This is a genomic window from Paenibacillus sp. FSL L8-0708 (genome assembly GCF_038009325.1).
Classification (GTDB): domain Bacteria; phylum Bacillota; class Bacilli; order Paenibacillales; family Paenibacillaceae; genus Paenibacillus_AQ; species Paenibacillus_AQ odorifer.
The window spans coordinates 5,746,401-5,770,657 of the sequence record NZ_JBBPBC010000001.1; the positions used below are offsets into that span (position 1 = coordinate 5,746,401).

Below are 24,257 nucleotides of genomic sequence, written 5' to 3' on the forward strand. Positions count from 1 at the left end.
TCATTTCTAGGAGGTCTCTATATTGAAGAACATGATCCGAAAACGCTCTACTGTAGGCTTGCTTTGTATTGTGCTCTCGCTCATTTTAACGCTCGGTATTGCTCCCCTACTAAATCAAAAAAGCAGTGAGCAAACCATTATTGTCCGGTTAGTTAAGAACGTGCCCAAAGGAACTGCTATCACCTCAGGAGATTTGGAGACAGTACGCGTTGGGGCATACCATTTGCCGTCCGATGTACTCAACTTACCAGACAATGCAGTAGGCCAGTACGCAACTGTCGATATGCTCAAGGGCGATTATCTCCTGCCCGGCAAATTAACCGCAGTACCGCTGGACGCCTATGTAAGCCGCTTGAATGGAACTAAGCAAGCTATTTCGATTTCAATCAAGAGTTTAGCTGCCGGTCTATCCGGCAAGCTGCAACCCGGAGACATCGTTACCTTGATTGCCTCTGATTATGGAGAAATGCGCACTACAAACGCTCCACCGGAGCTGCAGTATGTCGAGGTGCTGGCGCTTACTTCGAGTAGTGGTACTGAAGCCCAATCGCCGGAGAGTATGCCCAAGGACTCGGGTGTGGACGAACAAGAGCTGCCTTCGACCTTAACATTGTTGGTTCTCCCACAGCAAGCGGCGCTCTTGGCCGACCTGGAAAACAAAAGTAAGCTTCATGTGGCTTTGGTCTACCGCGGAAGTACAGCGACCGCCAAAACCTTCACAGACAAGCAGGATGCCTATTTTGCCGCAATGTCTGCGCCTAAGGAGGACGGCTCTCATGAATGACAAAACTTTGATTGCCGTATGGGGCAGTCCAGGCAGTGGTAAAACGGTCACAGCAGTTAAGCTGGCCCAAGCCTTTGCCAGACGGAAATTGAATGTACTTTTGCTCTGCAGTGATGCGCTTTGTCCTTCAGCAGCCACGATCGCGCCAAAAGGTAGCGATAACCATGCTTCTTTGGGTGAACTGCTTAGCCTCCCGTCATTGAACCAAGACGATATTTTACACTATGCTCTGCCGCTAGATGTCTCCCCACATATCGCGCTCCTGGGATACAAGAAAGGAGACACTTCCTTCAGTTATGCAACCTATACCCGAGAACATGCCGTAGACCTGCTGACGCTTGCTCGTCATTTGGCAGATGTAGTCATTGTCGATTGCTCTAGCTACCTATCAGCCGATCTTTTATCTATTGTTGCGCTGGAGATGGCTGATCATGTGGTGCGTATTCACAGCTGCGAGCTGAAAAGTTTGATGTTCTTCGCTTCCTATTTGCCGCTTCTGACGGACCACCGGTTTCGCCGTTCCAGTGTTGTTCCGGTGCTATCCAAGGTAAAGCCTGAGCAGGACAGCAACGAATACAGTCAGGTTTTTGGCGGTATTGACGTAATACTGCCTTACCTTGTGCAGATTGAACAGCAAGTGGCGGCAGCTCAATTACTGGAGGAATGTTCGGGTAAAGAGGCTGCAGCGTACCAGCAGGGTATCCATTCATTACTCGAACAGCTATTGCCGACTAAACCCACGATCGCTACTCCTAAACGTACTAATACTCCCGACAACTCTCCCTCCTATTTGAAAAAGGTATTGAGCCGCTTCTCCTCATCCAAACAAGGTGACCGGTCATGAATCACGCGGCCCATTTCTTCTCTACTGATTCCAAATCCTTTACAGATGTTCTTAAAGAGGTTCAGAGTTACCTATCTGGAAAATATGCGACTCTGATTAGCCGAAAACCGGAAGAACAGAAGCAGCAGCTTATTGCCTATATGAGCCAATACCTGACTGACCATCGCCTACATGTACCTGGACTATCCTTTGACGAACTGGTCAATCGTCTGTATGCCGAAATGGTCGAGTATTCCTTCCTCACCCGTTACTTGTACTCTAGAGACGTTGAAGAGATTAACATCAATGGCTATAACGATGTCAAAATCAGCTACACCGATGGTCGAATCATTCCAGCAGAGGAACAATTCACTTCGCCAGAACATGCCATTGATATTGTTCGCCGGCTGCTGCATCAGTCAGGGATGATTTTGGATTATTCCCAGCCCATTGTACGCGGACATCTCGCCAATAACATCCGCATTACGGTCTTTGGTCCACCGATTACAGATAAAGAAAAAGGTATTGCCGCCTCTATCCGGATCATTAACCCACAGAAACTGGCTCGAGAAGATTTCGTCCGCAACGGCACGGCAACTGCTGAAATACTAGATTTCCTAAGTCTTTGCTTACGTTACGGCTTATCCATGTGTGTGACAGGAGCTACAGGCAGCGGCAAAACCACCTTAATGAGCTGGCTGCTCTCCACCGTTCCTTATGAGAAACGAATCTTTACAATAGAAAACGAAACTCGTGAATTCGATTTGGTTGTCCAGGACGAACAAGGTCAGGTTCTCAATAATGTAGTGCATACCGTGACCCGCTCCAGTGAAGATCCAAGGCAGCACATTGACCAGGAGAAACTGCTGGAATTTGCTTTGACCGCCAATCCGGATGTAATTTGTGTAGGGGAAATGAAATCTGCAGAGGCTTTTGCCGCTCAGGAAGCGGCCCGTACCGGGCACACCGTCATTACGACCACGCATGCTAATTCGTGCTTGTCCACCTATTACCGTATGGTTACACTCTGCACTCAAAAGTACGAGATGAACGATGCCACACTGTACAACCTGGTAACAGAGGCATTTCCGCTAGTTTTATTCGTTAAGAAGCTGGAGGACAATTCCAGGCGAATTATGGAGGTTACGGAGTGCCGTATCCTGGCAGATGGCCAACGAGAAATCACTCCCCTGTTTCGTTATGCGGTTCATTCTATCCGTGAAATTGGCGGAAAAATCGTTGTGGAGGGCGGATACGAGAAGGTCCGTGACATTTCTCCTGAACTGCAAAAGCGGCTGCTGGAAAACGGAATGCCGCTGTCTCGGCTTACTGCACTTCTGGAAGGAGGGGCCGCATGATTTTCTTTTTAATTTCTTTTGGTGGCTTGTCTGCAGGCTGTCTTATGTTGCTCGAGGTATCTCCGCGAGAGTTGCGACAGGAATTATCGCATACACTCATGCATTTACCTTCGCGACAGCTTGCCCTCGGCAAACGGGTCCAATTAGCTCAACATCCTAAAAAGCTTAAAAGGTGGCGCGCTAATATTCAAGAAGCCAAAGCGATTCTTCAACAAACTGGACAAGGTAACAAAATTGGACTCCTGGCTGTAAGCTCCTTAGCCTTGGCAATTGTAGGAGCTATCTTGGGAATGCTTCTCCACAATGGTTGGCTGGCACCCGTACTGGCTGGAGGGCTTGCCCTCTGTCCAGTATGGATTGTCATCTTTTCCTCCACTTTTTATAAAAAGCGATTACACGCCGAGCTTGAAACGGCCCTATCCATTATCACCACTTCCTATCTGCGCAGTGAAAACATATTGGCTGCGGTTGAAGAGAATTTGCCGTATCTTAACCCGCCAGTATCTGATGTATTTCAGGCATTCCTTGCCGAATCAAAGCTGATCCATTCCAATCTGCGCTTAGCACTTCAGCAGTTGCAGGAACGTATTAACGACAGCGTTTTTCAAGAGTGGTGCGCTGCACTAATTGCCTGCCAGGAAGACCGCACACTCAAGTCCACACTGATGCCGATAGTTGCCAAGCTATCGGATATGCGCGTGGTCTCTGCTGAGCTGGATTATCAGTTGTACGAGCCACTAAAAGAATTTTTAACGATGGCGCTGCTCATGCTGGGGAACATCCCGCTGCTCTACTTCCTCAATCGAGATTGGTTCCACAGTTTAACCAATAGCATGCCGGGACAAGCGGTGCTGGCGCTCTGCGGGGTTGCGCTCTTTGTTGGATTTGCCGCAGTCATCCAGTTAACACGGCCTTTGGAGTATAAGCGATGAAGGACGGAGCGATCGAAACGGCCTATTGGCTTAGCGAATTGCTGGAGGTGACTCCTCAGGAGCAGGAGCAGATTACTCATCTGCTCGACCAGCATGGGACTAGCGAGTTTTGGACGAGACTGAAAGAATGGAGTTTTTCAGATGAACTTTATACCAAATTACTGTTTGTCAGCGAGATATTGAAGAATCTTAAGGAGCATACCTTATGGCCTTAAATCCATTAGACGATCAATTAATCGCCGAATACAGTAAATCGCTTTCCCGCTTGACCGGAATCCCGCTTGATAAATTGCAGCAATATGGCTCTGCAAACAACCTGTTGAACGCTTTGGAGCATCCGTACTCCTTAGAATTAACAAGCGCGCAAATTCGCAAGGTCGAACTATTAAATGCATTCCTCCGTTCCCACCGTTTTCTACAGTGGGAAGAAGAAAACGCGAAGCAAGTTATTTCATCACCTGAAATGGCCAATCGCTACTTCTCCATCCATCTGGCTGGTATAAAAGATCGGGAGCGTTTTATGGTTGCTTTTTTGGATCGTAAAAATCAGATCATTGAGACAAAAGTGATTTCTGAAGGAAGCGTTGGCGAAGCACAAATCTATCCACGGAATATTTTGAAGGCTGCTTTGAATGCCGATTGTTCTTCGATGATTTTGGCTCATAATCACCCAAGCGGTGTCCCCACACCTTCCCCCGAGGATATTATGCTCACTCAGACAATTGTTTCGATTTTCGCTCCGCTCCATATCCAGGTTCTTGACCATATCATCATTGCTGGGACGAACTTTGCCTCGCTCGCTAACCTCGGACAGATGCCAAAAGTTGCAGAACACATACCGGGTTATAGTGGGCTGAGACATTCGGCTCGGGAGGCAAACACTCTCTACTCTGCCGAACACTTGTCTTTCCCCACACCAGAAGAACAGTCAGAACATGAATGGGAGCGTTAAAGGAGGTTATCTATGACAAGCATACTGATTGGCTTCCAACTTCTGTTGGCCGCTGGAACTTATTTTCTTGTAGCAGACTGGATTAGACTTCCCACACTTGCATCTACTCGCGCGATCCTCCAGGTTGCCAAAATCGGAAAAGCCAAAGGTTCGATTTTGCAAAGCACCGTTTTTCGTTTGTCCATTTGGCTGGCTGGCAAGCTAAAACTTGGCGATTATTACAGACGAAAAACGGCAGCAACCTTACGTTCAGCCGGGATCTCAACCACACCGGAAGCTTATTTAGCTGGAGCAATCGTCAAGGCGGGTTTAATCTTCTGCGCCGGATTCTTAATCCTTCCACTTCTCCCCTTACTATTTCCAGTATTTCTGATTCTAGCGATTGCGGTGTTCTTCAAGGAATCACGACAGGCAGAAGAGATTGTCCGCAAGAAAAGGGAGCAGATCGAAGTGGAACTTCCCCGTTTTGTCGCCACCATTGCTCAGGAGCTTAAAGCCTCCCGCGATGTACTCCGCATATTGGAGTTATACAGTAAAAATGCTGGCGGCAGCTTAGAACATGAGCTGAACATGACGGTAGCTGATATGAAGAGCGGTAACCAGGAAACAGCTCTTTTGCGGCTGGAATCTCGTCTAGGAAGCTCCATGCTGTCTGATGTCGTACGTGGGCTCCTTGCCGTCATGCGCGGGGATCATGGAACCGTCTACTTCGATATACTTGCCCATGATTTCAAACTCATGGAAATTCAGCGCCTGAAACTCGCAGCCATGAAACGCCCTGGCAAAATCCGAAAATATTCTCTTTGGATGCTGATTTGCTTCATGCTGATGTATGCCGTCATTTTGGGCATGGAAATTATGAAGGCAGTCGGTACTCTGTTTTAATCGTGCGTTCATCTTGTGTAATAGGAGGCTGGCCATGAAGGTCCTCACCAATAAACGCGGCGAGGGATATGTAGATGTTGTCGTATTGGTCATGGCTGTCATGCTCTGCGTCGCACTAGTGGTCAAAGTTGTCCCCGTATTTGTAACAAAGTATCAACTGGATACCTTCGCAGCAGAACTGGCGCGTGAGGTGGAGATGTCCGGTAGAGTCGGACCGGAAACCACGCAGCGGGCAACAGAGCTTCAGTCGCAGACCGGCTTACACCCTACCATCTCCTGGAATAAGACAGGGCAGATTCAGCTCAATCAAGAGGTCACAGTGACGCTAAGAACAACGGTTAATATCGGTTTGTTCGGCGACTTCGGCTCTTTCCCGATTGAACTGACCGCGAAAGGCACCGGTAAAAGCGAGGTGTACTGGAAGTGAAGCCTCTTTGGAAAGATCGTTCCGGTAGTGGAATCCCTCTGACTGTAGCTGCCGTATTAGCAGTGCTAATAATTTCTTGCGCCGTTTATGAGTACTTGCGGCTCAGCATCATTGCTTCTGGAGTACGTGATGCAATGCAAAGTGCCATTATTTCTGTTGCAACTGAAAACTACAGCAATGTCTATCCTAGTCTTCGACAAAGCTACTCGGGGGGATATATTCGTTCATCGAGTGGGTGGACAATAAAAGTTTCTTCAGGAGACATCTACACTCGGCTTGTAGCAACTCTAGAGTTAGCTCAAGAGGGAAATGATTATGTAAAACGGACAGGAGGGCAGGTCGAGTACACTTTATCCGATCTACAGGTTACGATACAAAACCCTCCCTTTGCTCCTGCCTCTACTGAGAGCGCCCAGCAATTTACTGCTCAGGCCGTTATTCATCTCGAAGTTCCACTATCTTTTGGTTGGGGACATTTACCCTCTATGAAGGCGGATTTACCGATTCAAGCCGTTTACCGCCCTCGGTTTAGTAAGTAAAGCTTAGCTTCACAAATACAATAAAAAGTTAATACACCGTTTCTATTGGAATTTACATTTTTATACAGTAAACTAGAGATAGTATCTTTCCCTTTTATATCGATCTATTCTAATAAAGGAGATGTACATCTTGAAGAAAAGAGTTTGGCTAATAGCCAGCGTTATCGTCGTAGCGTCCATCGGAGTGTACTTGTGGAGCGGAGCTTCTCATCCAGATAATACGAATGTATCTTCTCTTACAGATACGGTTTCAGTGAATTCACCCCTTCCTACAATAGAAATACCTGAGGTAACACCAAGTCCTATCGTTCCTTCGGAACTACCAAGTTCATCGCCAATTGTTGCCCCCGAAATTAGTCCCCAGGCCACACCTTCCGAAGCCCCTATCCTCCAGCCTGAAAAAGAAGTGACCAAGATGGAGGTACCTATCTCAAAACCGAAGGCAACTTCTAAACCTACAGAACCGCCAAAGCCTAAAGTGAAGGAACCTGAAAAAGTAACATCCTCTGCGGCCCCTCCTAAGTATGAGGAAAAGCAAACAGAACCAAACAAGGAGACAGCAACAACTCCGAAAGCAGGAGATAAGAATGATAAAGGGCAAGTTTATGTTCCTGGGTTTGGCTGGGTAGATGATAATGGGCCTAATCAAGAAATTGACGTTGGTAATGAAGGTGACGAATTAACCGGCAATAAAGTTGGTTCAATGGATTAAGTCAATTAAATATAAAGACATATCAGAAGGAAGCGTGCCGCTATGATGCACGCTTCTTTTCTATTTACTAGACAAGGAGGACACGATGAAAAAATATCGTTGGCTAACTGTAATTTTCACAATACTCTTTCTTATCTCACTCTCATGCTCCATTAGTTATGCTGATGGAAGCGGTGAAGGAAATATAGATAATGGTGGCGGCGGCATGGGAAGCGGTTCTGGACAGAATTATTGGAACACGAATGATGAAGGAGTTCGCATTACCATCATTCAGGACAGCGATCAAACTCCAATTTCTGTTTCCATTGACTTAACTAACAAAACTCCCCCTAACTCCCTTATTCACTTTGGAAAATATAGCAAAATACATTATCGAAGTGGTCACGTGCTTGCTCCAGTTAATGGAGGTTATGTATCGTTCCATCCTCAAAAGGCACTGCCGTTATTGATTAAATCCTACCGAGGTCAGGCTACCTTAGAGGAAATCAAAGCCTACTTTACTGATGAATTAGTCGTACGCTATATCGCTGAAGCCACTCATGTTGATTACGAAACACTAACGAATGGAAAATACAAACTACTCATTGAACCTATTGCCTACATTACATTTCAAGGTGTAAAAATGGCTATGACTGCACATGAAGCTGCCTTATATGATCAAATCCTTAGTGGTGGATTACGCTCCAAAATGGTCAGCCTGACACATCAAAATCTTCCCCTATCACTCTTCCTAGAAACTCCTGATCTTGGCTTTCCTGCCTGGGATGGTCCGGCAACCAGCCGCGTGAGCAACGATCAAATTATCAGCTCCCTAGGACTTGGGATTGTACGCTTCAAAGACTCGCCGAATACTCCTCCTTCCGTCGAAACCAATCTACAGTATCGTACCGACACTGATGTCATCACTTCCGTTCACCTTACCACTGGGACTCAGATAACCCCGAATACTCCGGCCAGTGTCACCTTCAACATAATGGGTAGCAGTTACACAGTAACGAACATCGTTATTCCTGCTGGAGATAGCCAAGTCGTTTGGGTAAAATGGAGAACCCCGAGTACACCCCAAAACGTTACCATTCACATTTCAACTTCCAGCGGTTGGCTCAGCGAAAATACGATCCTCGCCTCCATTGTCGATTTAAGCCAAAATGCACCGCCTGACCCTAAAGCAACAGATCAAAATCCTGGCTATGTTCCACCCAGCATTCCGGCTTACGCTAATCGAACGTCAGCATCTTGGGGAATATGGTCTGCCAACTGGCATACGTATTGGGTTTGGATAACTAACTGGCAATGGTACACCACGGGTAAAAACACCGGCTACTGGCAAGATAATGGACATTGGCGGGATGATGGATGGTGGGACTATACGCGTACAAGCTATATAGCCACTCTCTCCGCAGTGCAATCTCTCCTACCTGATTCAAAGTCCCCTTCTCTCACCGCCAACCAAATGAAATCTGGATACGGAATTGAAATAAACACCAATACCGCTCTTTCTTCTAACGCTCCAAGCAATCACATCACAGGAGTACAACACGCTGTTTCCTATTTCCCCGAATTTGCCTATCAAAAATACTGGCGATTGCATGATATAAAATCCTCCGGATATAACGCCAGCTTTTGGCTTAAGCCTAACGTATATTCCACTTACCAAAGCCGTGTACATTTTACTCCTATTTGGTTCCCTGACGGTCATTATAAGCCTCTCACTCGAATTCTAGATGCGTGGACACCTGACGGAATGCTTACGGTCCAACTACAAAGTTTTGTCACCATCTCCGGAAATTTATTCTCAGATTGGCACATTGCCCCGGAGAATCCTAAATAGAAAGACGGTGCTGCATCGATGCTGCTCCCTATTGTCATGTTGCTCCTCTGCCTTATCGGTGGAGGAGCTGTTTTAGTTTACTTGAAAACAAGTAAGCCTGGCTCCAAGCACCCCACTAATTTAAGTGAACAAACCGCCCAGCAATTCGTAAATGTCCAAGATATCCGGGACCAGTTTCTGTATACACGAGATGGCTGGCTGCTCTGCTATCTTCGCATATTACCGGTCAGCCTGGATTTACTCAGTAGCTCTGAAAAAAAGCTGCTCATCAATAAACTTACCGCCGAGTTATCCTCTATCCGATTCCCCTTCAAATTCTTAGCGGTTAGCCGCCCCGTAGACATTTCACCTCTCATCTCCGAACTGGTCAATGTCATCCCTACTGCAGATCCCAAGCAAAAAGAGCTTTTACGACAAGAAATCGCAGAAATGAACACGCTGGCTTTATCCGGAGAAGTGGTCGAAAGACAATTCTATTTAATTCTATGGCAGCAACAAGCAAATGGGGAACGGGATTTATTGGAGAAAGCAAAACAGCTTGTTCAGCATTTTGAAGACGGACAAGTCCAAGCCCATGTATTAAAGCAACATGAAATTGTTCAGTTGTGCAATTTAGTGAACAACCCTTCTTTCATTCATTTAGAAGACCCGGATTTCAGCACATGCATTCCCTTGTTAAAGGAGGTCTAAATCTTGGATCCCGCTACAGCTAAACTACTGCTCAAACTTTCCGCGAGAATTGCAGCCGATGAAGAATCTCGTAAACGGATAACGATCCTTATCGTGGCTCCTATCATTGCTTTTATACTCCTCGTCTCTCTGGTACTTCAGATCCTCACCTCTCCTATTGAATCGCTCAAACTCATAATGAGCACCAAAGAAACTCCGGTCGTTGATGAACTGAGAATGGACTTTGGATACACTCAGACACTCCAGGCCTCAGACGATGGCTATCAAGAAAGTCTGGGACAGCAATACGAAGGCGTCACTTTTCAAGATGGAAGTCGGGAGGTTGTTTACTTCAATCAACTCGATAAACGATGGGCGGATATGCCCTATGGCCCTCATGACACCATTGGCGTAGCTGGTTGCGGGCCAACCTCATTGTCCATCGTTGTTTCAACTTTGACCGGAAAGAGCATCGATCCCGTAACGATGTCGAAATGGGCTTACGAAAATGGCTACTTAGCTGAAGGCGTCGGCAGCTATCACAGCTTGATTCCCGATGGCGCTAAACATTTTGGTCTCACTGTAATTGGAGCTTCTATCAATGAAGCACAAAAGGTCACGGGTGCCTTAGCACAAGGAAAGCTAGTAATCGCCATTATGGGCAAAGGCCACTTTACTTCATCAGGACATTTTATGGTGCTGCGAGGTGTCACTTCAGAGGGCAAAATTTTGGTTGCCGATCCGGCCAGCCGTAAACGCAGCGAACAAGTGTGGGATTTCTCAATCATCTTGAATGAAGCCAGGAAGAATGCTGCTGCAGGTGGCCCATTCTGGATTATTGATTAAGGGAGGACAGCCAATGCGGAATGAACTAAAAGAGGCGAACGTGAATGCTTCCCTGTTAAATGTGATAACCCCTATGGGCTTGGAGTTTTCACGTAACAGTCTGGTCATTGGAGAGCAAGTTGCGAAGATGTACGGTGTCATTCAATACCCGCCAAAAGCTAATATAGGCTGGCTATCTACTCTCACTAACTTACCCTCCACCATGATTTCTATAGGGTTCCAGCCCATCGACAATAGCGCTCTTATCTCCTCCATCTCCAAATCCATCACCCAAAATCGGAGTGCAGCGGATAATGCAAAAGACCCACTCACTCGACAACGCGCTGAAAAAGCAGCATCAGACGGGGAATCCATCATGTTTCAAATCGACCAAAACGGGGAAACTGTAGGGCTCATGAACGTCCTCGTGATGCCCTTTGCCAATGATGATAAGCTGTTTACCCGGACCTGCCGAAGGATTGAGAATACCTTCAGCTTGATGCGCTGTAAAATACGCACGTTGGCCCATCTGCAAAAAGAAAGTCTACGGCAGCTATCCCCCATGTATCCGGCACAAGACACCATAGAAAACATCTTGAACAAAATTATGCCCATGAGCACCTTTGTCGGCGGATTTCCGTTTGCCAGCAGCGGATTTAACGATGGCACCGGCTATTACCTGGCTAAAGATTCTAGCGGTGGGCTTATCATTATTGATCCATGGAAACGTGGTGGCGATCGCACCAACTCCAACATTGTTGTGATGGGTGTGGCTGGAGTCGGTAAGTCCACTGCAGTTAAGCATGTGGCACTTAGCGAATATATGAAGGGCACCAAGGTTATTTTTATTGATCCGGAATCGGAGTACAAAGAGCTTTGTCTGCAGTTAGGCGGGGATTGGATTAATGCCGGTGGTGGATCTCTTGGCAAGATTAATCCGCTACAGATCCGGCCAGCTCCGCGTGACGAAGATGGAGAAGAACATCCCCTCTACAAAGATGAAGGAAACGGAATGTCCGACATGGCGCTGCATCTTAAAAATTCGGAGATTTTCTTCAATCTATATCTTCCCGATTTGAATATGATGCAGCTCGCTGTTCTCAAACAATGCTTAATTGAACTGTATTACCAATTCCACATTACCTGGACGACCGATATTAAGACACTTAACAGCGCTGATTTTCCCACCTTCAGTGATTTACACCATCTCATTCAACTGAAAGAACGAACCTTGGGTGATGAGGTTTATAAAGAGCTAGCACTCCTCCTCTTTGACATCGCAAATGGCGGAGATTCTTTCCTCTGGAATGGTCACAGCACCATCCAAACCCATAGCCGCTGCATTTGCCTAGATACACACTCCCTCCAAAACACCAGTGACAACATTAAGCGCACCCAATATTTTAATCTACTCTCTTGGTGCTGGGAGCAGATGTCTCAGGATCGCACAGAACGAGTTTTACTGATCTGTGACGAGACCTATTTAATGATCGACCTAAAAGTTCCTCAAAGCTTGGTATTCCTTCGTAATGTCGAAAAGCGTGCCCGGAAATATGAAGCCGCACTAGCCATCGTCTCCCACAGTGTTGTTGATTTTCTTGCTCCAGAAATCAAGATGTATGGGCAAGCTTTGCTGGATATACCTTGCATTAAGATCTTGATGGGCACAGATGGAAAGAACCTTCAGGAGACTAAAGATTTGTATAATCTAACAGATGCCGAAGAAGAACTTCTCGCCAGTAAGAAGCGTGAACATGCTCTTCTTATGATTGGCTCTAAACGTATCCATGCCCATTTTGAGATTCCCAATTATAAGTTTTCTTATATGGGATCTGCGGGAGGGCGTTAATGATGAAAAAACACAAACAGATTATAGAGCTATTCTTTTACATCGGTCTGGTCATCGTTGGAGTCAGTCTCTTACTGCTGAAATGAGGGGTAACCTATGATCTTATATCTAACAAGCGAGGCTCACGTCAATTTACTGGATTTTTTGGAGCAGGAGCTTCCCATCAAAAGATTAACTGGAAGCTTTAACCTCCTGTCTTTTGTGGTGAAGGATATGCGGAATTTTTCTCATGCCAGCTTTGTTGTAATAGATCGAATGGCAATAAATGAATCCGACGAGGACTTAATTCAAGCACTGCTTTCATATCAAACGATTTATGCGATGCACATTGTCATTATAGATGAGGGGCTGCCGGCCGGCAGCCCTTTGGTTCAACAGCTAATTCAAATTGGAATTTTTGAGATTGTAACGGGTACAGAAATTGAGCAACTCCAAGAAGAGTTAAAAGAGTGCTTTTCAGCTCACGGCATGCAGCGGTTTAAACCCGAAGCACCTCCTGAGATAAAAGAAGAACAAATATATACTCCCCCTCTCCCCGAGCATATAAAATATCATTTTGCCTGCACCAATCTAAGAGTGGCTGTCGCAGGTAGTGATCGACGCGTTGGAACTACAATAACGGCAATGAACTTGGTATCCTGGATTAATGAACACGGTGGAACGGCCTGTTATGTAGAGGCTAATACAAACAACCATTTAGCCCATATTATTCATTTATATGAACCAGAGAAAACAGGAAATGCATATAAGTTAGAAGGCAATGATCTTTATATGACAGAAGAATTGAACCGGGATTACAACATCATTGTGATGGATTGTGGAGTGCTTAGCGAACAGATTCAGGAGAGTTTTTCTGCAGCAGATATTCGGATTTTATGCGGGTCTGCAATGCCTTATGATTTAGCTCGATTTTATCGAGTCATAGAACGATGCAGGAATTTAACTATACAGTCGCTTGGATTGTTTGTTCCAAATGATTTAAAACCGTACATGCTTGAAACAATTGATCCTTTAATTTGCTTTGGAGAATCTTCAAACAACTTATTCAATTCTTTTACCAATAATGCTTTACATCGAAAATTGCTTTCAGCTTATATCATAGCAGTATTATAAATCTTGAAAAAATAATCCATTAAAAAAGTTGGGCAAAGCAAAGATTACCTGCCCAACTTACATTCAAACCAGATTCTCAATAACTACACCCATTCACATCTGGCTATTTTTAGTTTAAAAAACTATTATTTATTTTCTAAATATAATCTCATAAATTCGTCTGCGAATTTCCTTACGAAATCCCTATCCAATGCAGTAGCTAAAGTCTCGTCGTTTTCCCTTGCATTATTGCTCCAATTATAAGATCCATGCATAACAAATTCAAAATCAATAATACAGAATTTATCATGAAGTCTGTTCTTACCGTTTAAGGGAACCTTAATTGTTTCAAAATTTGCTACTAATTTCCCCATTAAAAATCTATTGCTTTCTTCATCTGAAGTAATGATTCTAATTTGAACACCAGCATTTTTTCTAAGTAGTAATTCGCTGAAGATCTCTTTGTCAGTAAACCAGGCTACAGCAACCCAAATTGTATATTTTGCATTTCGAATACCTTGAACAATTGTATCCTTTATTTCGTCGAAGATGGCATCATGTTCTTTAATTGACTCTACATCAATTAATTCTACTGGTTTTGGCTTAATGAATAATCCCCATAGTGAATATTCTTCTGTATCGATGTATACAATTCCAGCCAATTTTTCAAATTCAGCTTTTAATTCATTTGCAGTTTTTAGTAAAGGAACCGGAACTCGTAGGTCTATGTACTCTTTGCGCTGATTAGGAACTCTTGTAAATTCACTTGTTTTCCGATATGAAATTATAGAATGTCTTAAAATGCCAAGTAATTCATCCCTTTTACTTTTATAATGATCATCATATTTTACCATTTCAAGCATTGTTCTCAAAAAAGTTTGTTCTTCCATAGCGCCCCTCCAACTTTTTTTTGCATTTCTATTTTACCATATGGAATATCAAACCATTAAATCTGCATAAAGCTCCAAATAGACATATTATAAAAATAAACAAAATAAGGCCATAGTTCATCCTCAATTTTGGCCTTATTTCAAGTAGCAACTTGTATAAACTTTTGATTTTGATTAATTTTTTATTGTGTAGGTTTTATCCGACTTTCTTCAATCCTCTTTAATTAAATACTTGTGCTAAGTGACGATTTGCATTATACGGTGTTCCTCTATTTGTGTTTCTTCCTGATTCCGCTATTAAAATCAAATTATTTCTAGCCCTTGATGATACAACATAAAGTAGTTTTTTCGAAATTTCATTTTCATCAATTTCATGGGAGAATATGTTATTCCAATGAGGAAGGTAACCCCATAAAAGACAAAAACCTATTACTGTATCATACTCAAGTCCTTTACATTTGTGTGAAGTAATAAAAGTTACCCCTCCTGTTTTAGCAAACCCATTTTTATATACTGATATAGAATCTCCTAATCCAATTCTTCTTTGCTTAATCAAACATTTTTTTTCAAATTGTTCTAGCTCCAACATTAAAACTTGAAACATATTAATATTTACATTCACCTTACTAAAAAAGTATACAAATGCTTCCTTTAAATAATCTATTCCAAGTACAGTGCTAGTGGTAAATGAATTGCATATCTTCAATATTTTTTGTGGACCAATTTCAATATTAGCAATCTCGGGAATTTTCACTATAATTAATTCCCAAAAGTATTTAGCCCACTTTATGCGTTGTATTACTTTGTCTGGTGCAGGAGTAGATAAAAATAGCTTAGAAAGATGAGAAAAAATATTATTCTCATCTCTACACAAAGGAGACAAGCCAACAGCATCTAAAGGAATTTCAGGCGCTATTTGTTTAATTGCTCTTGCCATATTTATTAGCGGTATCCATTGAGGAGCAATTACGGCTATATCCTTAAATGGAATACCCTTATTATTATGTAGATCATATAACATTTCTTTGATGAAATTAGCTAGATCACCAACCGATACTATATTGTTGTATGTGATTTGTGAAATGTGATCTTTATTATCTCCCTTTGCTTCAATCCTCTCCCCATATATCTGAAAATTACTATATATATCTACGATTTGCTGAGTTGACCTGTAGTTACCAATTAAATTTTTTTCATGTATATGATAGCCACCAATGCATTCTTCTATTTCTTGATGTGTTTTCGCTACCCCTCCAAGTGTTTGATAAATACTCTGATTGGGATCGCCAACAATTAATAACTTAGTTTGATTTCGGCTGGCTTTAATGAGTTCACCAATTATTTGATATTGTAATTCTTGTGTATCTTGATATTCATCTACTAGTAACCATTTAAAAATAGTGGATAAATTTTTGGCTATAGAGAAATTATCCCTCAATAATTTATATGAATAATACAAAATCAAATCAAAGTCAACAAAACGTTCAATTTTCAGCTTACGATCATACTCACGGAGAAGTACATCATTTTCTTCATTTAGGTTTGTAAATTCACCATTTGCATTACGACGAGTGCTGTAATTAATCCAGCCCAAACTCATAGTATCCTTAATACTATCAATAATTTCTTCTGCATCTTCTTCATCTATGAAGGAATATCCATACCTTAACTCTTCAATAAGATGAGAAAATGGCTTCAATATCCATTGTGTACAAAAAGAATGGATTGTGCCTCCCCAATAAAATTGATCATCAATGCAATTAGCCTCTAATCTATGCTCAATCTCTTCAGCCGCTAGGTTTGTATACGTAATAGCTGCAACTTTTTGATTTTTCTTAAGCTTATTTCCTTCATAAACCAACTTTGCAACAAGCGTTCGTGTTTTCCCACTACCTGGACATGCAGTGACCAATATATGATCATTAAATTCAACAACCTCTTTCTGTTCAGTATTTAGCGAATTAAGGAGCTTCAATAATTTTGCCCCCTTAGAAGTATAAATTTTGTAATAATACTTTCTTGATTCAGTTGGCAGAAGGAGTTAACAATATTAGCAGCAGTAGGGTTTGTTCCGTACAACAGCTCAACATAATCTAATTAAGCTTCTGTAACCAGTATTACCCAAATGGTATTGAATTATTGAGAGTATATGTCTTGTATCTATTGAGGCAGCAAATGCTATTGCATTAAGTAAATAATCGGGAATAATAGTATCCTCATCTAAACGCGCTGCAATTGCCAGGGCCAGCCAGCCCTTCCCCTCCATTTTGGCTAAGCGTAATATTTCTTTTCCATAAATGCTGATATCTCGATTCCTAATCTTTTCCACAGCATTATTTTGATCTACAATACGCTGGTATATATCATTTCGAATCACATTCTCAATGAGATCTTCATTTCCTACTTTTATTAATTCAACTTCAAAAGTAGTGGGAGCATAAAAGACTGAAAGATAGTCATTACCTACACAATACTCATCCAACTTTTGTTTTCGTTGTTCTCCAGCTATTTGAGAATCTCCGCACTTTTTTTGAAAGGCTTTATCTGCATAATTATCATCATCTAGTGGTACTATCGAGAGATCATTGTCGGTAACGATAGCGCATTTTCTTCTAATTCTTTCTTCTGAGAACAAGCATGCTATATTAGTAAATTGGGTACTACCAACATTAATGATACTAATTCCAATCTCATCCAATGTTATTCCAAAGACCTTCTTCACCATTTCTGGAATAAGTATAAGTTCAGCATCACCTTCTACAAGTATCACAGATTTTGCAAATAACAGCGTCGATCTCGTAGCATCAAGATAGCGTTCTATCTTTCTTACCTCATTAGTGCTTAGTCCCGTACTAGGTTGGGATACTTCACAGCAATTATCCTGAAGATAAACGATGTTTACAGAGTTCAAAGAACTGGATGAAGAAATATGGCTTGAATGGGTGGTCAATATTATTTGGGTATTTTCATGATATTGATATTTTTGAAACAAAGTCTTTTGAATATGATTATGCAAATGTGCTTCGGGCTCTTCAATTAACAGAAAGTGTGCCGCTTTATTCTGATCATTGTCAAGCTTACTGTATTCCTCAAGTTTTAATGCTAGGTAGAGTAAATTTGCGCCACCAAGACTCATCTCGTTTAAATCACCAATATAGTCCTCACCAATTATTTCACCCGCTCGAATATTCAATGCCTTTAAAGTTTGTTTGAAATCGTCCGACAAATTAGAGTTAATCTCTATTCGAGGTGCATATGTATGTCCCACGGTCTTATGCAATGACTGAGATACTCCAACTGCCAATTCTTTAATTTCACGCAAATTTGTTATGTGCAGGTTCAATTCTCTAATAGTACTACTGACTGCTTCCGTACTTGATTCATCAATATTAAGATTGCTTAATAATCTGAGTAATGGTGAAGTTCTTGGATTTTTCAAATCCCCAATAACATCTCTCAGTGCTTTGGCATAAGTACAAGCAAAATCATTTTTAAAGATTAGTTGGTTTGCTGGTATTCCGAGTAAAACGCTATCTTCCTCATCGGGATTAGGAAAACTAAAATTAGTAAAATCCCCAACTAATGCTTTATATATCTCATCATCACAAAAGTCAGCTGAGCCCTTACCAAACAAAACCGACTCATAATTATTAATCTTCAATGAAGAAAGATAGTTTACAAATTCTTCGTCATCTGCCCACTCCTCCGTCATGTCGTATAGCTTCTTCCGTACTTCATACTTCGGTCTAAAGTATAGATTTAATGATCCACTATTTTCAACAGTATGGGTTCCTTGAAAGACTAGAGCTTGAGACGAGTCTTCGTCTGATAGGTTTTCAAAATAGAGACTTATAACGATCCAATGACCACGCCAATTTACTAGGGAGCGATTAAAATCTGTATCTAGAAGATTCGTTGAAGATCTTGGTAAATTTTCGTCAATTATAATTCTTAATGCATATAAGGCATTCGTTTTACCTGATCCATTAGCTCCTATTATTGTATTTACTCCATCTTTGAAAACAAAGGATGCCCTTTTAAAGTTCCGAAAGTTCCGAATTTTCAAGCTTGATATATGCATAATAACCTCCGATTTACTAAATTACGTCGAATCTTCAAGCCACATTATTTCAAAATTATACCATGTATTCAAACTACTATATAGGTTATACGTCATTAGATCTTACAGAAAGAGGGGAGTTTATTTTCACACAAAAAAAAGAAGAAACCCATGGCTATAGCCCGGGTTTCTTAATTGTTAGTATCTCTTAAAATTGATCTCAATAATAATTTCAATTTCGTTGATTGCTCAATAGATTTATTTTTTTACCTGTTGTTACTCAATCAAGTCGTATACATGTTATTTTACAACATTAAAATAATTCACAACTTTCATTCTTCTAGAACATCCTCGAATTTCCATATTCCATCACGCTCGACACCATGAGAGTTAGGCTCTCCAACGTCTGGAAATATTTTTATCGAACAATTTAAGCATTCTGCAGCAATTGACTTGACCCAAATACTTAAAGGTGCTCCCTCTCCGTCAGTATCAAAGTCAGTTTCATTACTAACAAGAAGTGTTTCCTTGCCACAAACAAAGCAAGTAACAACATCCATATCATTAATAGCATTTACAATTGCATTAGCTCTTTCTTCTACCTGATCAAAGTCTAAACTCCAGGCAGGTATTGTGTAGCACGCAAGTCCATATGCTTTAAAAAAAGCAATACGCTTATAATTAATTCGATCTCGTCCTGATCTTATTATTTCGTTTATTGGGTCTAATGGAGCTTTTCTATACTTCCAATAAGATTCTAAGTTATTGTAATTACTTACTTTTATACATCTCGACACTAAAGGTAGTACATTTTGAGAAATAAACTGATCCAACTCATTAATTCGCAGGACATATAATCCCTTATGCCAAACCCTATTTCTTAACTGATTTAAGTCAACTAGGGTTTGCTTATTTTCGCTAATGATCTTTGATACTATAGGTATACTACCATCATTAAGTTTCATTAAGCTTATTACTCGATTTAGTGATGTCATAAATTCTGCAGTATTGTCTTTTGTTAAGTCTTGTGAATTCTTGTTCAAGAGTATATCCAAAATTAAAGTAGAGTTATCACCATCTAGCTTCACCTTATATGCTAGTTTTGGATGCACACTAGCCAATACATCCTTCAATAAAAGCTCGAAAAAATGGTGAAAATGAAATATGCATTGTAGATACACTTCTTGATAGTCTGTATTGTCACAGAATGAATCAATGCGTTCCATAGAAAATTCATAGAAGGCATCGTCTTCATCGACATACATATTTTTAACTATGCCTTTCTCAGAGGCTACCTGATAAGTTTTAAAATATGATTTATGAGCTATTCTTAACGAAGCGAGCGCAGATTTAGTAACGTTTTCTTTATTCTTAACCTTCCCAATCAAACGTCCATGTAGCTTATTCAACTTAAACAAGTTTGACTACCCCCAGGTAATAATAACGTTTATTCCCCTTAAAATGTATGTATCCAGAACCTATATTATCACAGCCTTATTAAATTAGCTAAATTAACGTATTAAAAATGAATACCTTTGCTCTCACATGACAAACAGCGCATAACCTTTCATATGCGCTATTCCTTAATCTTGAGCTTTTGTGGTAATTCAATCTCTCATTTCTTCCAACTCATAAGTGTGTGAAATCACACATAACTGTAGAGTTTTATATCAAGCATTCGCCTTATTAAATATTCAACAAAAACCTAAATCTAAGGGTACTGCCTCCTATTTGCGAGACAGGGATTTAAAACAACTTGCAAGTTTAAGCAATAGTAGCCAGAATTCTATCGGCGACTGGTTATTTCGTTTGAATTCGGAATGAGTTATAGTGGTAATGTAGTCTCGAAGGTGTTTCACGATTGCCTTCGTTGTGCAGGTTAACCCTTCAAAATAGAACGTTTCAGACTTTAGCGTGGAGTGAAACAATTCAATGGAGGCATATTTCGACACAATTTCGCCGTTGTAAAGGTCCTGAATGCTCGAGAAATACAACACTTTACCGCCAAATAGCAAATAGATAATGTCCTTGACGAGCCTTTGCATAGACGCTTCGACGTGAAATTGGCGCTGGAGCAGATTTTCAGCTGGTTGTACAGGTTGCCCGGTGACTTTCGTTTGTCACCTTCACGCAGCACCGGAGCTCCTCACGCTATATAATCCGCTGGACTCGTTTGTAATTTATGCGTTGTTCTCTTCTAAGTAGTGCTGTAATTCAATACCCGTACCGGAATTTATGGCGGATCCCCCCGAATGTTCTCTACCGTCTTGTCCACATCCTTTGTCCCCAGAGCCTCTTTCCATAAATAGGTTGCTTATGAACAGCCCTCAGACACCGTCACTCTATCCACTAGCAGCAGCGACTGCTTTTCCCCGCAGACTACTCCAAACGGTGCTATTCACCTTTTCTACACCTTCTCATCCATGTTTTTAACTGTGTGTTAATTCGTATTCCCAGTTCTTCCATACCCCCTCGTACCGGAATTCCTACCGTTCCCATTTCGATAATTTTCATCTTTAGTTCTACCAGGTAACTCACTCTAGTCGCCAATGCAAAAACACCTCCAAGGTTGTCTGCCTATCTTACGACAGGTTTCATTCTCTAGAAGATGTTTGGATTCATCTCACTTTATGGGAGCAGTCCTTTGGTTGACGGTCTTTTGTTTGTTTAATTTTTTCCATTACCACTAATTCAGTTATACTTGTGATCACAATAAGCTAAAGATCAGAATCCCGTCTTTGCAAATAATATCGAACTTGTAATAGCAACTAACCAAGATATTGTCATTCTAAGATTAGAACTCCAAACGTCCACACATTCCATCCCGTTCATCCCCAAATCTGCGCATGAAACAGCACAATGGTCCATACATTGAATGAGGGATCAAGGAGATCACTTAAATGGAGGAGGGTACAAAAATGCAGAAGAAAAAAACTGCTCGGAGAACTTTAAAGGCATTATTGAGTCTCATTATGCTGTTTTCCGCAATCGGTTTCGGAGTTGAATCCACGGCAAATGCTGCAGCAGGCTTGGGAAGCGCGGACTTTCTAAAAACGAACGGAACCACCATCCGCAAAGCAAGTGGCAGCGGGGAGACCGTTCATTTAAGAGGGACCAATGCGGGAGGCTGGCTGGTCCAGGAAGACTGGATGAATCCAACCAATGCACCTGACCAGAAGACCATGATGGATACATTGAAGTCCCGGTTTGGCGCCGCAGTGAGAGATCAGCTGGTGGCTGTCTATGAAGACAACTATTGGACTACGCAAGACTTCGATAATCTCGCAGGCATAGGGATGAATGTAGTCCGGCTGCCCTTTTCTTATATGAATCTGACCGATGATAACGGAAATTTGAAAGCGGATGCATGGAAAAGACTGGACTGGTTCGTAAGCAACTGCAGCCAGCGGGGAATCTATGTCATCCTTGATATGCACGGCGCTTTCGGCTCGCAGAACGGCATGGACCATTCAGGCGAAATTAATGACGGCAATCAGCTGTACGGCAGCCCGTCCAACCGGGAGAAGACGCTCGCGTTATGGGAGAAGATTGCCGAACATTTCAACGGCAATCCCGCCGTTGCCGGTTATGACATTTTGAACGAGCCGGGAATCAAAGCCGCAGCCACCACCAGTCTGCAATGGGATTTCTATAATGAAATCTACAAACGGATCCGGGCCAAAGATTCCAATCACATTGTTATTATGGAATCCTGCTGGGATGCAGGCAATTTGCCTAACCCGAGCCAATACGGCTGGACGAATGTAGTCTATGAATACCACTACTATCCATGGGATGCGGTTTCCAGCACCTCCGGCCAGGCTTCTTATATTGCGAGCAAGGTCGCTGACATCACAAGCCACAACTATGGCGTTCCGACCTATATAGGGGAATTCACCTCTTTTGACCAAGAGGATGCCTGGAAGAATACCATGTCATCCTTCAATCAGCAGGGATGGAGCTGGACGACCTGGACCTACAAAGTAACCGGAACCAACTCCTCATGGGGAATTTACACCCATAATCCGCAAAAGGTGGATATTTATAACGACTCCCAGGATACCATCCGTCAGAAATGGTCAGGCGTCGGCACCTCAAACGCAACCGTGAACGCTAAGATCCACAATGTTATCAAAGCCTATCTGCCTGGAACGGTCAGCCCCGGAACCGGCGACGGCGGTGTTACCTTCTACGAAAACGATAATTATGGCGGGCTTGCCGTTATGCTCGGAGCAGGCTCCTACGATTTGAATCAAATGGTGGCGGCCGGAATTCCTAACGACAAAATCTCTTCAGTCAAGGTGCCTTCCGGGCTGAAGGTTACCCTGTACGAGAATCTGAACTTTGGCGGGGCCCAGCGGGTTCTGACCTCGGATGTATCCCAGCTCAGCGATTTCAATGATAAGACCTCTTCCATTAAGATTGAAAAAGCCGGTGCGACTCCATTCAGTGACGGCGAATATTATCTGACCTCGGTGGCCAATGGAGGCGTGGTTACGGCTGATAATGCTGGGGCGGAACCGCTAGCGGCCATCCGGCCTGCCATTGGTGGCGCATGGGAAACACTCTCGTTGAAAAACAACAGTGATGGAAGTGTCTCCTTCCTGTCGCAAGCCAATCAGAAATATATATGTGCGGTGATTGATGAATCCAACCAGCTACTGGCCCGCAGCACCTCCATCGGCACCTGGGAGAAATTCCAGCTGGTCAGCCTGGGTGACGGCACTTATGGAATCAAAGCCAGCGCGAACGGCACATTTGTGCAGGCCAATATGGATAATGGCGGCAGACTGGAAGCGACCAAGGATCAAGTGAACGGTGCCTGGGAAGCCTTCAAAATCACCAAGGTCGGTGACAGCTCGGGCTTGGTCTATGACGACAGTGTGGCCTCGAAAAAAGCGGAGTTTTTTGTGGATGCGGGCTATCAGGGGAAAGCCGTCCAGCTTGGAGTCGGCACGTATAACTATAACAGCCTGGTCAGCAAGGGGTTGTCCAACGACGCCATTTCATCTGTCAAAGTGCCCAAAGGCTACAAGGTAACTCTATATAATGATGATAACTATAGCGGGGGAACCAAGGTTTTATTTGAGGATGCATCATCCTTAGGGAGTTATAATGATAAAGCCTCTTCATTGAAAATTGAGAAGGCCAGTCTCGCCAACCTTGCTGCCGGTAATTACTGCTTCACCTCGATCGCGAACAACAAAGTCGTCACGGCCGACAACAGCGGCAAAAATCCGCTGGTCGCAAACCGCGATTCCTATAGCGGTGCCTGGGAGACCTTTACGCTCGTGAACAACAGTGACGGCACGGTTTCCTTCCGCTCTGCGGCCAACAACCAATATCTGACCGCTGTCGTTGATGAAGACAGCCAGCTATTGGCGAGAAGCACCACCATCGGAAGCTGGGAACGATTCTATATTGAGAGTATTTCAGGCGGACAATACGGTATCTATGCCGCCGCCAACGGCAAATACATCAATTCAGACCAAAATAAAGGCGGCAAGCTGCTGGCCAACAGCGAAACGATAGCCGGTGCCTGGGAAGCCTTCTGGATTACCCTAGTCAACTAAGAGCAGGAGAATTTGACGGTGAGTTAATATAAGAGCAGCAGCCACTCTGCTATTGC

Annotated in this window: 21 protein-coding genes; 16 read left to right on the forward strand and 5 right to left on the reverse strand. The window is 42.8% G+C overall.

Annotation, left to right across the window (positions count from 1 at the left end):
• Positions 1 to 31: 31 nt before the first annotated feature.
• The 15 genes from cpaB (at position 32) to NYE58_RS27360 (ending at position 13,699) form a co-directional block, all read left to right on the forward strand.
• Entirely contained in the window at positions 32 to 784 is a 753-nt protein-coding gene (gene cpaB / locus NYE58_RS27290) for a Flp pilus assembly protein CpaB (protein ID WP_341004306.1), read from the forward strand.
• Positions 777 to 1,628, forward strand: a complete 852-nt coding sequence (locus NYE58_RS27295; protein ID WP_341003517.1) for a MinD/ParA family ATP-binding protein — start codon at positions 777 to 779, stop codon at positions 1,626 to 1,628. Before cpaB ends, NYE58_RS27295 begins: the two co-directional genes overlap by 8 nt.
• Complete coding sequence (locus NYE58_RS27300) at positions 1,625 to 2,965, forward strand: CpaF/VirB11 family protein (RefSeq protein WP_341003518.1); 1,341 nt, start codon at positions 1,625 to 1,627, stop codon at positions 2,963 to 2,965. Before NYE58_RS27295 ends, NYE58_RS27300 begins: the two co-directional genes overlap by 4 nt.
• Entirely contained in the window at positions 2,962 to 3,897 is a 936-nt protein-coding gene (locus NYE58_RS27305; RefSeq protein ID WP_341003519.1) for a type II secretion system F family protein, read from the forward strand. The genes NYE58_RS27300 and NYE58_RS27305 overlap by 4 nt, the downstream gene beginning before the upstream one ends.
• Positions 3,894 to 4,112, forward strand: coding sequence for a hypothetical protein (locus NYE58_RS27310; protein WP_341003520.1), 219 nt, complete (start codon positions 3,894 to 3,896; stop codon positions 4,110 to 4,112). The genes NYE58_RS27305 and NYE58_RS27310 overlap by 4 nt, the downstream gene beginning before the upstream one ends.
• A complete protein-coding gene (locus NYE58_RS27315) occupies positions 4,103 to 4,849 on the forward strand; it encodes a JAB domain-containing protein (protein WP_341003521.1) in 747 nt (248 codons plus the stop codon). Before NYE58_RS27310 ends, NYE58_RS27315 begins: the two co-directional genes overlap by 10 nt.
• Before the next feature lie 12 nt (positions 4,850 to 4,861).
• Positions 4,862 to 5,734 (forward strand): secretion protein F, encoded by an 873-nt coding sequence (locus NYE58_RS27320; RefSeq protein WP_341003522.1) that lies wholly within the window; start codon positions 4,862 to 4,864, stop codon positions 5,732 to 5,734.
• Positions 5,735 to 5,747: 13 nt separating this feature from the next.
• A complete protein-coding gene (locus NYE58_RS27325; protein WP_341003523.1) occupies positions 5,748 to 6,161 on the forward strand; it encodes a DUF4320 family protein in 414 nt (137 codons plus the stop codon).
• Positions 6,158 to 6,700, forward strand: coding sequence for a hypothetical protein (locus NYE58_RS27330; RefSeq protein WP_341003524.1), 543 nt, complete (start codon positions 6,158 to 6,160; stop codon positions 6,698 to 6,700). Before NYE58_RS27325 ends, NYE58_RS27330 begins: the two co-directional genes overlap by 4 nt.
• Before the next feature lie 130 nt (positions 6,701 to 6,830).
• Positions 6,831 to 7,412 (forward strand): DUF6550 family protein, encoded by a 582-nt coding sequence (locus NYE58_RS27335; protein WP_341003525.1) that lies wholly within the window; start codon positions 6,831 to 6,833, stop codon positions 7,410 to 7,412.
• Between the two features lie 85 nt (positions 7,413 to 7,497).
• On the forward strand, positions 7,498 to 9,243 hold the full coding sequence (locus NYE58_RS27340; protein WP_341003526.1) for a hypothetical protein: 1,746 nt from the start codon (positions 7,498 to 7,500) through the stop codon (positions 9,241 to 9,243).
• 18 nt (positions 9,244 to 9,261) lie between these two features.
• Positions 9,262 to 9,933: a hypothetical protein gene (locus NYE58_RS27345; RefSeq protein WP_341003527.1), complete on the forward strand. Its 672-nt coding sequence runs from the start codon at positions 9,262 to 9,264 to the stop codon at positions 9,931 to 9,933.
• A gap of 3 nt (positions 9,934 to 9,936) precedes the next feature.
• Positions 9,937 to 10,758 carry a C39 family peptidase gene (locus NYE58_RS27350; RefSeq protein WP_341003528.1) on the forward strand — a complete coding sequence of 274 codons (822 nt, stop codon included), beginning with the start codon at positions 9,937 to 9,939 and terminating at the stop codon, positions 10,756 to 10,758.
• Positions 10,759 to 10,771: 13 nt separating this feature from the next.
• Positions 10,772 to 12,586 carry a VirB4 family type IV secretion system protein gene (locus NYE58_RS27355; RefSeq protein WP_341003529.1) on the forward strand — a complete coding sequence of 605 codons (1,815 nt, stop codon included), beginning with the start codon at positions 10,772 to 10,774 and terminating at the stop codon, positions 12,584 to 12,586.
• A gap of 96 nt (positions 12,587 to 12,682) precedes the next feature.
• Entirely contained in the window at positions 12,683 to 13,699 is a 1,017-nt protein-coding gene (locus NYE58_RS27360) for a hypothetical protein (protein WP_341003530.1), read from the forward strand.
• Between the two features lie 125 nt (positions 13,700 to 13,824).
• On the opposite strand, the gene NYE58_RS27365 is transcribed toward NYE58_RS27360, so the two are convergent.
• From NYE58_RS27365 to NYE58_RS27385, 5 genes are all read right to left on the reverse strand, one after another.
• Complete coding sequence (locus NYE58_RS27365) at positions 13,825 to 14,568, reverse strand: phospholipase D-like domain-containing protein (RefSeq protein WP_341003531.1); 744 nt, start codon at positions 14,566 to 14,568, stop codon at positions 13,825 to 13,827.
• 220 nt (positions 14,569 to 14,788) lie between these two features.
• Positions 14,789 to 16,543: an ATP-dependent helicase gene (locus tag NYE58_RS27370; protein WP_341003532.1), complete on the reverse strand. Its 1,755-nt coding sequence runs from the start codon at positions 16,541 to 16,543 to the stop codon at positions 14,789 to 14,791.
• A 108-nt stretch (positions 16,544 to 16,651) separates the two neighbouring features.
• Positions 16,652 to 18,649, reverse strand: a complete 1,998-nt coding sequence (locus tag NYE58_RS27375; RefSeq protein ID WP_341003533.1) for an AAA family ATPase — start codon at positions 18,647 to 18,649, stop codon at positions 16,652 to 16,654.
• Positions 18,650 to 18,960: 311 nt separating this feature from the next.
• The gene (locus NYE58_RS27380) at positions 18,961 to 20,046 is read right to left on the reverse strand and encodes a hypothetical protein (protein WP_341003535.1); all 1,086 of its coding nucleotides are present in this window, start codon (positions 20,044 to 20,046) and stop codon (positions 18,961 to 18,963) included.
• A 976-nt stretch (positions 20,047 to 21,022) separates the two neighbouring features.
• Entirely contained in the window at positions 21,023 to 21,178 is a 156-nt protein-coding gene (locus tag NYE58_RS27385) for a hypothetical protein (RefSeq protein ID WP_179089108.1), read from the reverse strand.
• Between the two features lie 368 nt (positions 21,179 to 21,546).
• On the opposite strand from NYE58_RS27385, the gene NYE58_RS27390 reads away from it, so the two are divergent.
• Positions 21,547 to 24,201: a cellulase family glycosylhydrolase gene (locus tag NYE58_RS27390; RefSeq protein ID WP_341003536.1), complete on the forward strand. Its 2,655-nt coding sequence runs from the start codon at positions 21,547 to 21,549 to the stop codon at positions 24,199 to 24,201.
• Positions 24,202 to 24,257 lie beyond the last annotated feature (56 nt).